The organism is Dactylosporangium sp. McL0621, assembly GCF_049995355.1.
In the GTDB taxonomy this organism is placed as follows: Bacteria; Actinomycetota; Actinomycetes; order Mycobacteriales; family Micromonosporaceae; genus Dactylosporangium.
Window position 1 is genome coordinate 8,542,535 of record NZ_CP188259.1, and the last position, 13,913, is coordinate 8,556,447.

13 protein-coding genes are annotated in these 13,913 nt (G+C 75.7%); 5 read left to right on the forward strand and 8 right to left on the reverse strand.

The annotated features are described in order from the left end of the window. The first annotated feature begins 22 nt into the window (after positions 1-22). The gene (locus tag ACPPVO_RS40395) at positions 23-1,372 is read left to right on the forward strand and encodes an MFS transporter (RefSeq protein WP_426503854.1); all 1,350 of its coding nucleotides are present in this window, start codon (positions 23-25) and stop codon (positions 1,370-1,372) included. A 77-nt stretch (positions 1,373-1,449) separates the two neighbouring features. Here the strand turns inward: ACPPVO_RS40395 and ACPPVO_RS40400 are convergent, their stop codons facing one another. From ACPPVO_RS40400 to ACPPVO_RS40420, 5 genes are all read right to left on the reverse strand, one after another. Beyond that, on the reverse strand, positions 1,450-2,583 hold the full coding sequence (locus tag ACPPVO_RS40400) for a sensor histidine kinase (protein WP_426503855.1): 1,134 nt from the start codon (positions 2,581-2,583) through the stop codon (positions 1,450-1,452). Positions 2,584-2,603: 20 nt separating this feature from the next. Next, entirely contained in the window at positions 2,604-3,326 is a 723-nt protein-coding gene (locus tag ACPPVO_RS40405) for an ABC transporter permease (protein ID WP_426503856.1), read from the reverse strand. Then, complete coding sequence (locus ACPPVO_RS40410) at positions 3,323-4,216, reverse strand: ABC transporter ATP-binding protein (RefSeq protein ID WP_426503857.1); 894 nt, start codon at positions 4,214-4,216, stop codon at positions 3,323-3,325. The genes ACPPVO_RS40405 and ACPPVO_RS40410 overlap by 4 nt, the downstream gene beginning before the upstream one ends. A gap of 69 nt (positions 4,217-4,285) precedes the next feature. After that, entirely contained in the window at positions 4,286-4,939 is a 654-nt protein-coding gene (locus tag ACPPVO_RS40415) for a DUF1775 domain-containing protein (RefSeq protein ID WP_426503858.1), read from the reverse strand. Between the two features lie 95 nt (positions 4,940-5,034). Continuing rightward, positions 5,035-5,799: an SDR family NAD(P)-dependent oxidoreductase gene (locus ACPPVO_RS40420; protein WP_426503859.1), complete on the reverse strand. Its 765-nt coding sequence runs from the start codon at positions 5,797-5,799 to the stop codon at positions 5,035-5,037. 164 nt (positions 5,800-5,963) lie between these two features. Between ACPPVO_RS40420 and ACPPVO_RS40425 the strand changes: the two genes are divergently transcribed. The 3 genes from ACPPVO_RS40425 (at position 5,964) to ACPPVO_RS40435 (ending at position 9,324) form a co-directional block, all read left to right on the forward strand. Next, the gene (locus ACPPVO_RS40425) at positions 5,964-6,392 is read left to right on the forward strand and encodes a MarR family winged helix-turn-helix transcriptional regulator (RefSeq protein ID WP_360372490.1); all 429 of its coding nucleotides are present in this window, start codon (positions 5,964-5,966) and stop codon (positions 6,390-6,392) included. Further along, positions 6,389-7,288, forward strand: coding sequence for an aminoglycoside phosphotransferase family protein (locus tag ACPPVO_RS40430; protein ID WP_426503860.1), 900 nt, complete (start codon positions 6,389-6,391; stop codon positions 7,286-7,288). The genes ACPPVO_RS40425 and ACPPVO_RS40430 overlap by 4 nt, the downstream gene beginning before the upstream one ends. A gap of 206 nt (positions 7,289-7,494) precedes the next feature. Further along, on the forward strand, positions 7,495-9,324 hold the full coding sequence (locus ACPPVO_RS40435; RefSeq protein WP_426503861.1) for a hypothetical protein: 1,830 nt from the start codon (positions 7,495-7,497) through the stop codon (positions 9,322-9,324). 37 nt (positions 9,325-9,361) lie between these two features. Here ACPPVO_RS40435 and ACPPVO_RS40440 read toward each other — a convergent pair whose 3' ends face one another. Then, positions 9,362-10,279 carry an aminoglycoside phosphotransferase family protein gene (locus tag ACPPVO_RS40440; protein WP_426503862.1) on the reverse strand — a complete coding sequence of 306 codons (918 nt, stop codon included), beginning with the start codon at positions 10,277-10,279 and terminating at the stop codon, positions 9,362-9,364. 66 nt (positions 10,280-10,345) lie between these two features. Between ACPPVO_RS40440 and ACPPVO_RS40445 the strand changes: the two genes are divergently transcribed. Further along, the gene (locus tag ACPPVO_RS40445) at positions 10,346-10,495 is read left to right on the forward strand and encodes a hypothetical protein (protein WP_426503863.1); all 150 of its coding nucleotides are present in this window, start codon (positions 10,346-10,348) and stop codon (positions 10,493-10,495) included. A 346-nt stretch (positions 10,496-10,841) separates the two neighbouring features. Here the strand turns inward: ACPPVO_RS40445 and ACPPVO_RS40450 are convergent, their stop codons facing one another. Beyond that, positions 10,842-11,327: a hypothetical protein gene (locus tag ACPPVO_RS40450; RefSeq protein WP_426503864.1), complete on the reverse strand. Its 486-nt coding sequence runs from the start codon at positions 11,325-11,327 to the stop codon at positions 10,842-10,844. An 11-nt stretch (positions 11,328-11,338) separates the two neighbouring features. Beyond that, positions 11,339-13,900 (reverse strand): AAA family ATPase, encoded by a 2,562-nt coding sequence (locus ACPPVO_RS40455; protein WP_426503865.1) that lies wholly within the window; start codon positions 13,898-13,900, stop codon positions 11,339-11,341. Between the last annotated feature and the right edge of the window lie 13 nt (positions 13,901-13,913).

The following is a 13,913-nucleotide window of genomic DNA, read 5'->3' on the forward strand; positions in this document are numbered from 1 at the left end:
CCCCAAGTATATGCTTGGGGGTATGGCATGGGCGACGGCTCGGGTCCTCGGCGACCGCAACGCGCGGCTGTACCTCGGCGGCGTCTTCGTCTCCGGCTTCGGCGACTCGGCGATGGCCCTGGCCGCGGGCGTCTGGGTGAAGACCACGACCGGCTCGGACGCCCTGGCCGGGGTCGTGAACGTGGGCCTGTGGCTGGCCCTGCTGCTGGGCCCGGTGCTGGGCGGGGTCGCGGACCGGGTGGACCGCCGCCGCCTGCTCGTCGCGGTGAACCTGGCGCTGGGGGCGGTCATGGTGGTGGTCGCGGCCGGGCACGTCTGGCTCGTCTTCGCCGGCCTGACCCTGGTCGGGGTGGGCGCGGTGCTGATCGAGGCGGCGGAGGCGGCGCTGCTGCCGTCGGCGGTGCCGGCCGGGCTGCGCGGCGACTTCAACGGCCTGACCCGCACGGTCACGGAGGGCATGAAGCTGTTCGCGCCGGCGGCCGGGGCGGGCCTGTTCGCCTGGCTCGGCGGGCCGCCGGTGGCCCTGCTCAACGCCGCCACCTTCGTCGCCGCGGCGCTCGCCTTCGGCCTGCTGCGCGTGCGGGCGCCCGAGCCCGCACCGGTCGCTGCGGGCGCTGTTTCGCCGCCCGGCCCCGCACCGGTCGCTGCGGGCGCTGTTTCGCCGCCCGGCCCCGCACCGGTCGCTGCGGGCGCTGTTTCGCCGCCCGGCCCCGCACCGGTCGCTGCGGGCGCTGTTTCGCCGCCCGGCCCCGCACCGGTCGCTGCGGGCGGTGTTTCGCCGCCCGGCCCCGCACCGGTCGCTGCGGTTACCGCGCCGTCGCCCGCTCACGTGGCGGTGCTGCGCAACCGTGACCTGCGGGCCCTGATCCTGGCCGGCGCGGCCGCGATGGTGGCCTCCAGCCTGTCCAGCAGCGCCACGTTCGCCCTGCTCGAAGCGCTGCACCGGCCCCCGGCGTACGCGGGCGTGCTGACCCCGGCGCAGGGGCTCGGCTCGGTCGCGGGCGGCCTGCTCGCGGGGACGCTGATGCGGCGGTGGGGCGAGCGCGGGTACGCGACGCTGGGCCTGGTCCTGTTCGCCGCGGGGGCCCTGCTGCGCTCGACCCCGTGGACCTGGTCAGTGCTCGTAGGATGCGTGCTGATCGGCCTCGGGCTGCCGGCGCCGCTCATCGCCGCGATCACGGCGGTGCAGCGGCTGATCCCGCAGCAGGCGCTGGGCCGGGCCGCGGCGACCGCGAACTCGGTCATGTTCGTGCCGACCGGGCCCGCGCTGCTGCTCGGCGGCCTGGCCGTCTCGGCGCTCGACTACCGCGTGCAGACCGTGGCCGCGGCCGCCCTGGCCGGCGCGGCCGCCCTCGTGGCCCGGCGCCGTTAGGTCGCGGGACTGCCGAGGGTGTCGGCGGGCAACGCCATCACCTCCGTCGGGATATCCACCGACGATAACGTGACCCGTCACGCGGCCGCGGCGCGCAGCAGGAACCCGCCGCCGTCGCGCCGGCCGATGCTCAGCGAGCAGCCGGCGGCGTCGAGGCGCTCCCGCAGGCCGCCCAGGCCGTGGCCGCCGGAGCCGGCGTCGTCCGCGGCAAGCTGCTCCGGGACGCCCTGGGGGCCGCGGCCGTCGTCGCCGATCTCCACCGCGTTGCGGTCGAGGCGGATCCAGCAGTGCTTGGCCTCGCTGTGCCGCACGACGTTTGTGACGCCCTCGCGGACCACCCACGCGAACAGCTCCTGCCGCTCCGGGTCGACCGCCTCCCCGGTGATCGGCACGTCGGCCTCGATGCCGGCCGCGTCCAGTGCGCTGCGGGCCGAGGCGAGCTCGGTGGCCAGGGACATCTCGCGGTACCCGGCGACGGCCGCCCGCACGTCGGCGAGCGCCTGGCGCACGAGCCGCTGGATGTCGGCGAGCTCGGCCTCGGCGCGCTCGGGCGCGAGCTGCACCAGGCGCCCCGCGAGCTCGCTCTTGACCGACACGACGGTCAGCGAGTGGCCGAGCAGGTCGTGCATGTCGCGCGCGAAGCGGTTGCGCTCGGCCGCGATCGCGAGCCGGGTGATCTCCTCGCGGGCCTCGGCGAGCTGGGCGTTGCGCTGCACCACGCGGGTCACGCCCCACACGGCCAAGGCCGCGACCATGACCGAGAAGAGCAGGTCGTAGGTGCCGTCCCAGCCGGGCACGACCCGCGGCAGGACGCCGGCGACCATGGCGCTGGCGAAGACCACGCTCCACCCGGCGCGGCCGGGGAACGCGAAGATGCCCATGACGCCGATGTACACCAGCGTCGTGAGCCCGGACTCACCGACGATCGCGGTCAGCGTCGCGGCGAGGACGACCATCGCCCCAAGGCGCGCCAGGTACGGGCCGCGGGACGGTGGCTTGCCGGTGAGCCGGTAGTGCCGGCGCACGGCCATGAACCCGGTGAGGTACACGGCGCAGAATCCGACGGCGGCCGCCAGGCTGACGATCCGCTCCCAGGGCTCGGGCCGCCGCCAGCCCTCCTCGATCGGGCCGATCATGTAGAACAGCCAGACCGCCGCCCACAGCCAGAAGAACCTGGGTGCGGAGCGGCGGGCGGGCCAGGCGTTCGGCATGTCGAACACGGTAGCGAAACCTACGCGCGGGCGGTGTCCACGCGGAACCGGCGCAGGGCGATGATCCCCAGCCCCACCGTCCAGCCCACCAGCACCACGACCGCCTGGCCGTCGACGTGGCCGCCGTCGAGCGGGCTGCGGGCGACCTGCCCGGTCCAGTACGACGGGGTCAGCTTGGCGATGACCTGCAGGAAGTGCGGCATCAAGGTCACCGGCACCCACAGGCCACCGAAGGCGGCGAGGGTCAGGTTCAGCAGCGCCGAGATCTGCTGCACGCTGTCGGGCTTCGCGAGGTACCCCACGACGACCCCCAGCGCCGCGAACGGCAGCGACGAGATCCACGCGCCGACGAAGCACAGCACCCACTCCGCCGCGGTGAGCCGCACGTGCAGGGCGCTCGCGCCGATCGCGAACGTCACGATCACCGGCGGGATGGCGACGAGCAGGGACAGGAGCACCTTGTTGAGCACGTAGGCGGCCGGCGAGAGCGGGGTGAGCCGCAGCGTGCGGTTCCAGCCGAGGCCGCGCTCCACGGCGATGGTGCCGCCGCTGAACATGGCCGCGGTCATGGCGCCGAACAGGGCCATGCTCACCATCACGTACTTCTTGGCGTCGGGGTCCCCGCCGACCGACACGCCGCCGATGATGAGCACCAGCAGGGCCGGCATCAGGGTGGAGAAGATCACGGCGCGCTTGTTGCGGATCAGGCGGACCGCCTCGAGGCGGAGGTACGTGGCGTTCACTTGGCGCTCCCGGCGACGGTAAGGGCGATGAAGGCGTCTTCGAGGTTGCGGCTGGTGACCTCGATGTCGTGCGCGGCGGTGGCGTTGAGCAGGGCCCGCAGGGCGGCGTCGGAGTCGTCGCAGTGCAGCAGCACCGACTCGCCGCGGGTCTCGACCCGCTCGACGCCGGGCAGGCCGGCCAGGCCCGCGAGGTCGGCGCCGGGGACCGTGGCGCGGATGGTGCGCCCGGACACGGCCGCCTTGATCTGGGCGGAGGTACCGTCGGCGACGATCCGGCCGGAGCGCAGCAGCACGATCCGGTCGGCGTAGTCGTCGGCCTCCTCGAGGTAGTGGGTGGCGAACAGCACCGTGCGGCCCTGCGCGGTCTCCTCGCGCATCGAAGCCCAGAAGGCGCGGCGGGTCTCCACGTCCATGCCCGTCGTCGGCTCGTCGAGCACCAGCAGGTCGGGGTTGCTCACCAAGGCCATCGCGAAGCGGATGCGCTGCTGCTGGCCGCCGGAGAGGCCGCCGACGCGCTGCTTGGCGAACTCGGCGACGCCGGCCCGCTCGAGGACCTCGCCGACGTCGCGCGGGTTGCGCTGCAGGGCGGCGGCCAGGCGTACCGTCTCCCCGGCCGTCAGATCCGGCAGCAGGCCGCCGGACTGCATGAGCGCGCCGACCGCGCCGCGGGCGATGGCCTTCACCGGGGGCTCGCCGTAGAGGCGGACCGCGCCGGCGTCCGGCCGCAGCAGCCCGAGCAGCATGTCGATCGTGGTGGACTTGCCCGCACCGTTCGGGCCGAGCAGCGCGACCACCTCGCCGCGGCGGATCGTGAGGTCCAGCCCGTCGACGGCGGTGACCGGCCCGAACCGCTTGCTCAGGCCGGCCAGCTGGACTGCTTCGTTCGTCATGCCCTCAGCATGGCCGGGGATCGATCCCGGTGCGGCTGCATCGCGTCACCCGCAACCCCATGACGGATGTCATGACTCCCGGTTGCGCCGGCGGTACCGGAAGAACAGCACGGCGGCCAGGCCGACCACGACCACCACGGCGAGCACGACCCAGGGCGTCGCGGAGCTGTCGGCCTCGTCGTTGGCGGCGTCGGCCCCGGTGGTGGCCGGCGCGGCGTTGGTCGTGGCGACCGGCTGCGCGGAGGTGGGCGCGACCGACGGCGCGGCCGGGGTCGCGGCGGGCGCGAGTTTCAGTACAGGCGCTGGGTTGTCGGTGCCGGCGGCGTCGATCCAGCGGTCGACCTTGCCGTCGGTGTAGTTGACGAGGGTCTTGAACGCCAGCTCGGTGGCGTCGGCCGGGAGTTTCGCGACCTTCACCGCGTACTCGGCGTCCTTCTTGGTCGCCAGCGCCGGGCCGGTGACGGTGTACCCGTCCGCGTCGGCGGTCAGCGCCCAGCCCGTCGGGCCCGAGACCCAGCTGACGTCGGCAGGCGCGATGCCGGCCGGGAGCGCGACCTTGACCGAGGCGATGCCGGCCTTGGAGTTCTCGGCCTCGGCGCTGAACGTGATGGTCACGTCGGTCGCGCCGGCCTGCGCCTTGTCGGCCTTGACTTCCACGTGGGCGGACGCCGGCGCGGCGGTGAGCGCGAGGACGGCCGCGCTCGCCACCAGCACTACGGACACGGACCCCAGAACTCGGCGAATCTGCACGCGACCGATCCTCCCATCCTCCACGACGGCACTGACGCGGGTAGTCGGCGCGCGGCCCCGGAAAGTTCCTACGCCGGGGTCAGAAAATGCCCGTCGGCCCGGATCAGCTCGCCGGTCACGTTGCCGTTCGCGGCCGAGCACAGGAAGACGATCACGGCGGCGATCTCCTCCGCGGTGCTGACCCGCCGGGTGGCGGCCGCCTCCGCGGCGCTGTGCAGCACCTCGGGCGGCAGCTGCCGTTCGCCGGGTACGAAGCCGGCCATGACCACGTTGGTGAGCACGCCGTCGGGGGCGAGCTCGCGGGACATGGTGCGGGCCAGGCCGTGCAGGCCCGCCTTCGGGGTCGTGTACGGGGCGCTGCCGGGCCGGCCGTCGACCGCGAGCCCGGTGGAGACGTGCACGATCCGGCCCCAGCCGCGCTGCCGCATGCCGCCGGCGACGGCGCGCGCCAGCAGGTACGGGCCGAGCAGGTTGGCATCGACCGACTCGCGCATGCGCCGGGCGGGAACGGTCTCGAACCGCTCGCCGGGCTCCGGGTACGGCGGCCACGCGACCGCGTTGTTCACCAGCACGTCGACGCCGCCGAACTCGCGCTCGACGGTCGCGACCGCCTCGGCCACGGCATCCTCGTCGGCCTGGTCGACCCGCACGGGGACGGCGTGCCCACCGGCCCGCTCGGCCTCGGCGGCGACGGCCTTGGCGCCGGCCTCGTCGCGGTGGTACCCGACGGCGACGCGCGCCCCCTCCCGGCCGAACGCGATCGCGGTCGCGCGGCCGATCCGCCCGGAGGCCCCGGTCACGAACACCCGGCGGCCCTGCAGTCCCAGATCCATGAGTTTCCTCCCCGGCATCGCGGCATATCCCCCGTCGGGCGAAAAGTCCGAAAAGTCGCGGCGCGGAGCGCCCGACTTTTCGATCAGCCCGCGGGGCAAAGAACTTAGTCGGCTAAAGAATTACTTAGTCGGCTAAGTTAAGTCAAGTGCTCTATCGTTCCGGCATGGGCAGGGCCGTCGACCGGGAGTACTGCGACGCGCTCCAGCGCGCGTCCAAGGGCATGAAGACGGCCTCGGCCGAGGCGCTGCGCGAGCTCGGGGTGCACATCGGGCAGAACTTCCTGCTCGACCAGCTCTGGCGCGAGGACGGCCTCACCACCGGCGACCTGGCCCGCCGCCTCGACGTCGAGGTGCCCACGATCACGCGGATGACCCAGCGCATGGAGGCGGCCGGGCTCGTCGCGCGCGCCCGGGACGAGACCGACCGGCGGGTCGTGCGCATCGTGCTCACGCCGCTCGGGGAGTCGCTGCGCGGGCGGGTGCCCGAGGCCCTCGACGCGATCGGGGCCCGGGCGCTGCGCGGGTTCAGCGACGAGGAGTCCCGGCAGCTGATCGGGCTGCTGGACCGCGTCAGCGAGAACCTGCGCGCGTGATCCCCGAGATCGTGCGGCGCAAGGCCGTGCTGGCCGGGGCGCACGACTGGCTCGCCGGCCTGCCGCGGCTCGTCGCCGAGCTCGAGCGCGACTGGGGGCTGTGCGCCGGGAAGGTGTACGACGGCGCGACCGAGGCCCTCGTGGTGGCGGCGCGTCTCGGCGACGGTACCGATGCCGTGCTCAAACTGCTGGTCCCGCGGGCCGGCGAGCACGCGCGGCACGAGGCCGCGGTGCTGCGGCTGGCCGGCGGGGACGGGTGCGCCCGGCTGCTGCGCGCCGACGAGGGGCGCGGGGCCCTGCTGCTGGAGCGGCTGGGGCCGGCGTTGTCGGATCTGGCGGTACCGCTGGCGCAGCGTCTGGAAATCCTGACCGACGCGGCCGTGCGGGTGTGGCGCCCGGCCCCCGGCTCGGGGCTGCCCACCGGGCGGTGGAAGGCCGGCTGGCTCGCCGACTTCATCGCCGCCACCTGGGAGCGCACCGGCCGGCCGTGCCCGGAGCGGACCGTCGAGCACGCCCTCGCCTGCTGCGAACGGCGCGCCGCGGCCCACGACGACGAGCGGGCCGTACTCGTACACGGCGACGTACAGCAGTGGAACGCCCTGCGCGCGCCCGGCGGCCGCTTCAAGCTCGTCGACCCGGACGGGCTGAGCGCGGACGCGGAGTACGACCTCGGGATCCTCATGCGCGAGGACCCCGAGGAGCTCCTGGCCGCCGCCGACCCCCGCGCCCGCTCCCGGTGGCTCGCCGCGCGCACCGGCCGCGACGAGCGGGCGATCTGGGAGTGGGGCAACGCCGAGCGCGTCTCGACGGGGCTGCTGCTGGCCGAGCTCGGCGTGGAGCCGGTCGGGTCGCAGATGCTGGCGGCCGCGAACCGCATCGCCGCCGACTTCGCCTGACCCCGTCGCACACCCTGTCCGACCTGGGGTGCGACGGGTCCCCGTCCGGCGAACCCGCTGCGTATCGTGCGTCGCACACCCTGTGCGGGGCCGGGCGGTCGGATTACCCCTTTCGATGGATGCCGCGCCATTCCGGCTCCGCCCGGTTATCGACGGCCGCACGATTACGGGGCCATCGTCCCTTATCGTTCGGAGCCTCGACGTCGATGCCCGCGAACCGGATGCAGCGGCACGCAGCGCAGCGCGCGCTGCGCCGGCAAGCCGCCCACCACCTCGATGCCGGACCCGGCGACCGCGCCGACGCGCCGGCGCTGCTCGGCCCCGGCGGGGAGCGCGCCGACCCGGCCGCCCTGCTCGACCGCCGCGGCGAGCGCCTCTGGCTGCTCACCGCCCCCGGCCCGGCCGGGCCCCGCCCGCTGCCCTGGCTGCTGCGCGCGGCCTGGCGCCGGGCCGCCGCCGACCCGGCCGCCGCCCAGCGCCCCGTGTACGTCGACCTCGCCAGGAGCGCCGCCGACGGGCCGGTCACCGCCGACGTCGTCCTCGCCGCGATCACCGCGGCCGAGGCGACCGAGCACGGGTACCTGGTGCTGCTCGACGGCCTCGACGACGCCGGCGGCGCGGTCCGCGCCGCGATCGCCGGGCTGATCGGCCCCCTGACGCGCGAGGCCCCCAACTCGACCGTGGTCACCCTCTCGCACGCCGAGCCCGTCCCCGGCTTCCACATTCCGGCGGTGGTACTTCCCGTGGCCGGTGAATCCGCAGCCGGCGGGAAGGGTAGCTGGGACACCCTCGCCGATCGCCTGCGCAGCCAGCGGCCCTGGCCCGCCGGCCTGATGAGCGAGGCCGTCGGCGCCGCGACGTCGGCCGGCGAGGAGCAGCGGTGGCGGATCATCGACGACCTTGCCGCGCTGAGCGACCGCCGGCTGCTGTTCCGCGCCGCCGTGGCCGCCGGCGCGGCCGACGACGACGGCGTGCGCCGCGCCGCGCGCATCGAGGTGGAGGCGCTGGCCGGTACCGCACCCGCGGCCCGCGACGCCCGCTGGCTCTCCCGGCTGCTGTGCCTCCTGCCGCTGCTGGACGCCGGCGACCCCGGCGACACCTCCGGCGAGGCGGCGCCGTCCGCGGCGGAGGTGCTGCACCGGATGGCGGCCACCGGCGGCCCCGGGTCCGCCGCGCTGACCCTGCTGGCCCGGCGCGACCCGGCCGCGGCCGTCGCCGCCGCCGAGGCCTCCGGCGACGCCCACGACTTCGAGGCCGTCGCCCGCGCGGCCGACGAGCCGCCCGTCCTGCGCATGCTGCTCGACCGCGGGGAGACGTACCCGGGCTGGCCGACGGCCCTGGTCCACCGCGCCCAGCTCGACCGCGGCGTGGCCACGGCCCTCCTCGCGGGCCGCGACCACGACGCGACGACCTTCGCCGCGGGCCGCTGGCAGGTGTTCCGCACGACGCGGGGCACGGCGTACGGCCGGCTCCTCGACGACGTGCTGACCCGCCCCTGGACCTGGCCGCCGCACGCCGCCCCGCTGCTGACCACGCTGGCCCAGGTACACCCGCCGGCCACGCCCGCCCCGATCGCGCTCTCGGCCCTGCCCGGCGCCGGGGCCGCCGCGATCGCCGCCGCGCTGCTGGTGCTCACCGCCGGCCGCCTGCACGGCGACCACGTGACCCCCGCGCTGGCGACGGCCGCGGTGCTGACCGGCCTGGCCGCGGCGGCCCTGCTCCTGGCCCACCGCCTGCGCCGCTGGCACACGACCCTGCCCGGCGCGGGCGAGACCCCGGCCCCGGTCCGCCGCGAACACGTCCTGGCGGGCGTGCTGAACCTCGCGGGCCGCCGCCTGACCCCGCTGCCGCCGGGAACGTCCACACTGGACGAACCGCTGCGCCGGGCCTGCATCCGGGCGGGCGTACCGGAGGCGGAGATCTCGCACCTGCTGCGCGCCCTGGCGGCCCGCCACACCCTGCTGGCCGACGGCACGACCCCGGCGGTACCGGAGCAGGCGGGCCAGCGCGACGAGCAGCGGGAGCGGCAGAACTAGCGGTTCCCGCCGCCGAGCACGCCCGGCCGCACCCCCGTCACGAACCTACGACGCCACGACCCCCTTCCCGGTTGAGCGAATCCTTCAGCACCTCGTCGACGACGCGTTTCGCCCCCGGATCGCCGTAGTCGATCAACGCCTTCCACAGCGCCCACCCGCGCCCGCGGCGCCAGGTCGACGCGTCGACGCCGAGCCCGGCGCGGAACGCCTCGCGGCTCGCCCCGGACAGGAGCGTCCAGGCGATCGCCAGTTCGCACGCGGGGTCGCCGACGCCGCAGGTACCGAAGTCGATGACGGCGGCCAGAGCGCCGTCACGGACCAGGAGGTTGCCCACCGCCACGTCGCCGTGGAACCACACCGGCCGCCCGTCCCAGGGCGCCTCCAGCGCCGACCGCCACACCGCCAGGACGGCGTCGCGGGGCACCTGGCCGCCGAGCCGGTCGATCGCCTGTCGCGCCTGAGCGTCGTACACCTGCAGGGGCCCGCCCCGGAACCAGTTGTGCAGCCCGGGCCCGGGCCCACCGGCCGGATCAATGCGTTGCAGCGCGCCCAGGAAACCGGCCAGGCGGCGCGCGAACTCGGTGAGGTCGCCGATGGCACCGGCACCGGCGGGCTCGCCGTCGATCCACTCGTACACCGACCAGGGGAAGGCGAACCCGGCACCGGGCGCGCCCTTCGCCAGGGGCCTGGGTATCGGCACCGGCACGTGCTGCGCGAGCATCGGCAGCCACCGGTGCTCCTTGTCGACGGCGAGCGCGTACTCGCGGGCGGTGGGCAGCCGTACCGACATGCGGTCACCGAGGTGAAAGGTCTGGTTGTCCCAGCCGTTGACCGCGACCGGGCGGACGGGCAGGTGGGCCCAGCGCGGGAACTGCTCGGCGATGAGCCGGCGCACCACGCCCGGGCCGACCGGGCGGCGATCGGGCACCGGGACGGCGTCTGGTTCCGGGGTCACGCTGACAACGTCACAAGGAAGAGCCCCGACGGCAACCCGATATCGGTACCGCTCGCAGTGGCCGCCGTGCGCCGACACGCCCCGATCCTGGCGGGCTTCATCGTCGGCCTCGCCCTGCTGGCCTTCGGCGTGTTGTGGCTGCTCGCGTTCGTGCCGGGCATGGCCGTGGCCGCCGTCCTCACCCTCACGATCGCGCGCCGCGTGAAGTACGAATGATCAGGTTGCTTTGGGGCTTGCAGCTCGTTCGTGGCGTACTTGTTCGAGGAACGCGGTGTCGGATGCGAGGTCGGGGTGGCTGACTTGCTGGTCGAGGTCGACGACGCGTTCTAGTTCGCTGATCGCTTGGTCGAGGTTGCCCTCCGCCCCGTGAATCGCCGCGATGTTGAACCGGGTGACGGCTTCGCCGGCGCAGGCCAGCGCCCCTCCTTGCCCAAGACGGCTCGGTGGACCGCGAATGCCGCGGCATCACCCGTATTTATGCACGCTGACACACCGCGTCAGTAGCGAACAACCGCCCGCGCAGCCCATCGCCACGTACCGAACGGCCACCGCATTGCGGGGGTCAGTCCTCGAGCTCGGCGAACACGGCCTCCGGCGCGCGGGAGCCCGTCTCGCGGCGCACGCCCACGTACAGGTCGGTCAGGGCCGCCCGCAAGCGTTCGTTCGGGGCCTGGCCCGGGTACTGCTCCGCCCGCAGATCCACGCCCTCCGCTGCCAGCTGCCACACCGCGTACACATGCCGCAGGGCCAGGCGCGCCGCGCGCTGGGTTGTGCGGTCGTCCAGCAGCAGGCGCAGGCGCTCGCACTCGACGCGGATCTCCTCCAGCTGCAGGCGGGCGCGTTCGCGGTTGGCGGGGTCGACGTCGAGCTCGGCGCACAGGGAGCGCATCCGTGCTACCGCCGCGGTGAAGCTCGAGCACGATGCCAGCAGGGCGTTGCGGCGTGAGGCGCGGTCGCCGATCCGGGCGCGTACCAGCTCCATCGCCAGAGTGAGGCCGGCTCCGATCACGGTGCCCGACAGTGCGACGATCGCCGATCCCACGTCCATGGCGAGAGACGCTACAGGGGCAGGGCGGCCAGATCGGTGCGGGCGGTCACGCCGAGCTTCGGGTACGCCTTGTACAGGTGGTACGCCACGGTCTTCGGGCTCAGGAAGAGCTGCCCCGCGATGTCGCGGTTCGACAGGCCCTGCGCGGCCAGCCGGGCGATCTGCAGCTCCTGCGGGGTCAGCCGCGCCGCCGCCGGCTCCGGGCTCGCCGGGGACGACGGCAGGCCCGTGGCCGCCAGCTCCGACCGGGCGCGCGCCGACCAGGGGCGGGCGGCCAGGCGGTCGAAGGTCTCGAGGGCCTGCTGCAGCACGCGGCGGGCGTCGGCCTTGCGGCGCGCGCGGCGCAGCCACTCACCGTACAGCAGCTCGGTGCGGGCGCGTTCGAAGGCGGAGACCGGCAGCTTCAGCGACAGCAGGTACTCGTGCTCGTCCCCGGACAGCAGGGCGCGGCACCGCAGCAGCACGGCCTGGGCCCACGGCTGGGCGGTGCGGTCGGCGAGCGCGGCCAGGCGGGGCAGGTACGGCTCCACAGTGGACGGTGTGCCGGCGCGGACGGCGGCCTCGATGAGGTCGGGGATCGAGCGGTACGCCACCACGTGGTGGGCGTAGGGGTCGGACTGCAGCGGCAGCAGGCGCGGTACCGCCGCCTCCGGACGGCCCTGGGCGAGGTCGGCGAGCGCGAGCGCCCACTGGGCCCACGTGTGGCCGGCCGGTGGGCAGCCCGGGGAGGCGGCGGCCAGGGCGTCGGCGACCGCGGCGCGGCACGGGTCCTCGTCGCCGGCCAGGGCCGCGAGCAGGGCGCGGACCGCCGACAGCTGGCTGATCCACAGCGGCTGGCCGCCGTCGCGGGCCAGGGCCAGGCCCTCGGCGGCGGAGACGGCCGCGTCGCGGTGGCGGCCCGCGAACAGCTCGGCCTCGGCCTGGAAGAACAGCAGGGTCGGCAGCAGGCCGGCCAGGCCCTCGGCGCGGCAGCGGCCGGCGAGAGCGGCGGCGAGCTCGTGGGCCTCGGCGTCCTGGCCGGCCACGAAGGCGAACCCGCACAGCTCGACGAGGTCGCGCGGCGAGACGGCCGGGTCGAGCGCGGTGCGGCGGTCGGCGACCTCGGCCAGGGGACGCGGGCGGCCGCGCACGGCGGCGACGACGTACCGCGCGACCGGGTCGGCGTCGAGCCGGGCGAGCCGGTCGAGGCACTCGCCCAGCGCGGGCTCGCCGAGGTACCAGGCCGGGTGCACCGCGTGGCGGTACGCGCCGCCGTAGGAGATCAGGTCGTACGCCGCCTGGAAGTTGCCCTGCCAGAACCACGCCTGGCCCTCGACGAAGCCGACCCGGGCCAGGAACGCGGGGTCGGTGTCGAGGCCGCCGGCCCGCTCGGCGAGCGCGACCGCGGTGCCGAGGGCGCCCGCGTGCAGGCCGTTCTCGGCGGCCAGCAGCAGCCGCCGGGCCTGCGCGGCGGGGGTCGTGCTGAGCTCGGCGGCGCGCTCGTAGGCGGCGGCGGCCGCGCCGTAGCCGCCGCGGGCCCGGGCCGTGTCCGCGCTGTCCTCCAGCGCGGCCGCGACCTCGTCGTCGGGGCCGGTCGCGGCGGCGGCGCGGTGCCAGGCACGGCGGTCGGCCGACTCGGGGCCGGTGAGCGCGCCGGCGAGGGCCGTGTGGGCCGCGACCCGCTCGGCGAGGGAGGCGCCGTGGTAGGCCGCGGCGCGGATCAGGGGGTGGCGGAAGCGGACGCGGCCGCCGGCGACCTCGATCAGCCGCGCCTCCTCGGCCGGGCGCAGGTCCGCCGCCGTGGTGGTCCGCAGCACGGCCGCGAGGTCGCCGGAGTCCTCGGCCGCGGCCGCGAGCAGGGCGGCGCGGGTGGCCGGGGGCAGGGCGGCGATCTGGCCGTGGAACGCCTCCCGCAGCCGCTCGGGCAGGGCGCCGGCGTGCGGGGCGGCGGTGCGGGGCAGCTCGAGCAGCGCCAGCGGGTTGCCTTCGGCCTCCGTCAGAAGCCGGTGTCGTACCGCCGGATCCAGCCCCGGTTCGAGGAGCCGCTCGGCGTCGGCCGGCCCGAGGCCCTCCAGGGGCAGCTCCGGCAGGCCGGACGGCTCCATGGCCCCAGGGCGTGCGGCGAGGACCAGCGCCACGCCCTCGGCGCCGAGGCGGCGGGCCGCGAAGAGCAGCGCGTCGGCCGAGACGGAGTCCAGCCACTGGGCGTCGTCGACCAGGCACAGCAGCGGGCCGTCGACCGAGGACAGCAGCGACAGCACCCCGAAGCCGACGAGCAGCCGGTCGGCGGCGTGGGCCGGGCCGAGGCCGAAGGCGCCGGCGAGCGCGTCGCGCTGCGGGGCGGGCAGCCCGTCCAGGCGGTCCAGGACGGGGCGCAGGAGCTGGCTCAGGCCGGCGAAGGGCAGGTCGGCCTCGAACTCGGCGCCGGCGGCCCGCAGTACCGTCGCCGCGGGAAGCTCCGCGGCCCAGTCCAGCAGCGCCGTCTTGCCGATGCCGGGGCCACCGCGCAGCACCAGGGCGCCGCCGGCCCCGTCGCGGGCCGCCTCGGCGAGGGCGCGCAGCCGCGCCTGCTCCTGGGACCGCCCGATCAGCACGCATCCGACCCTA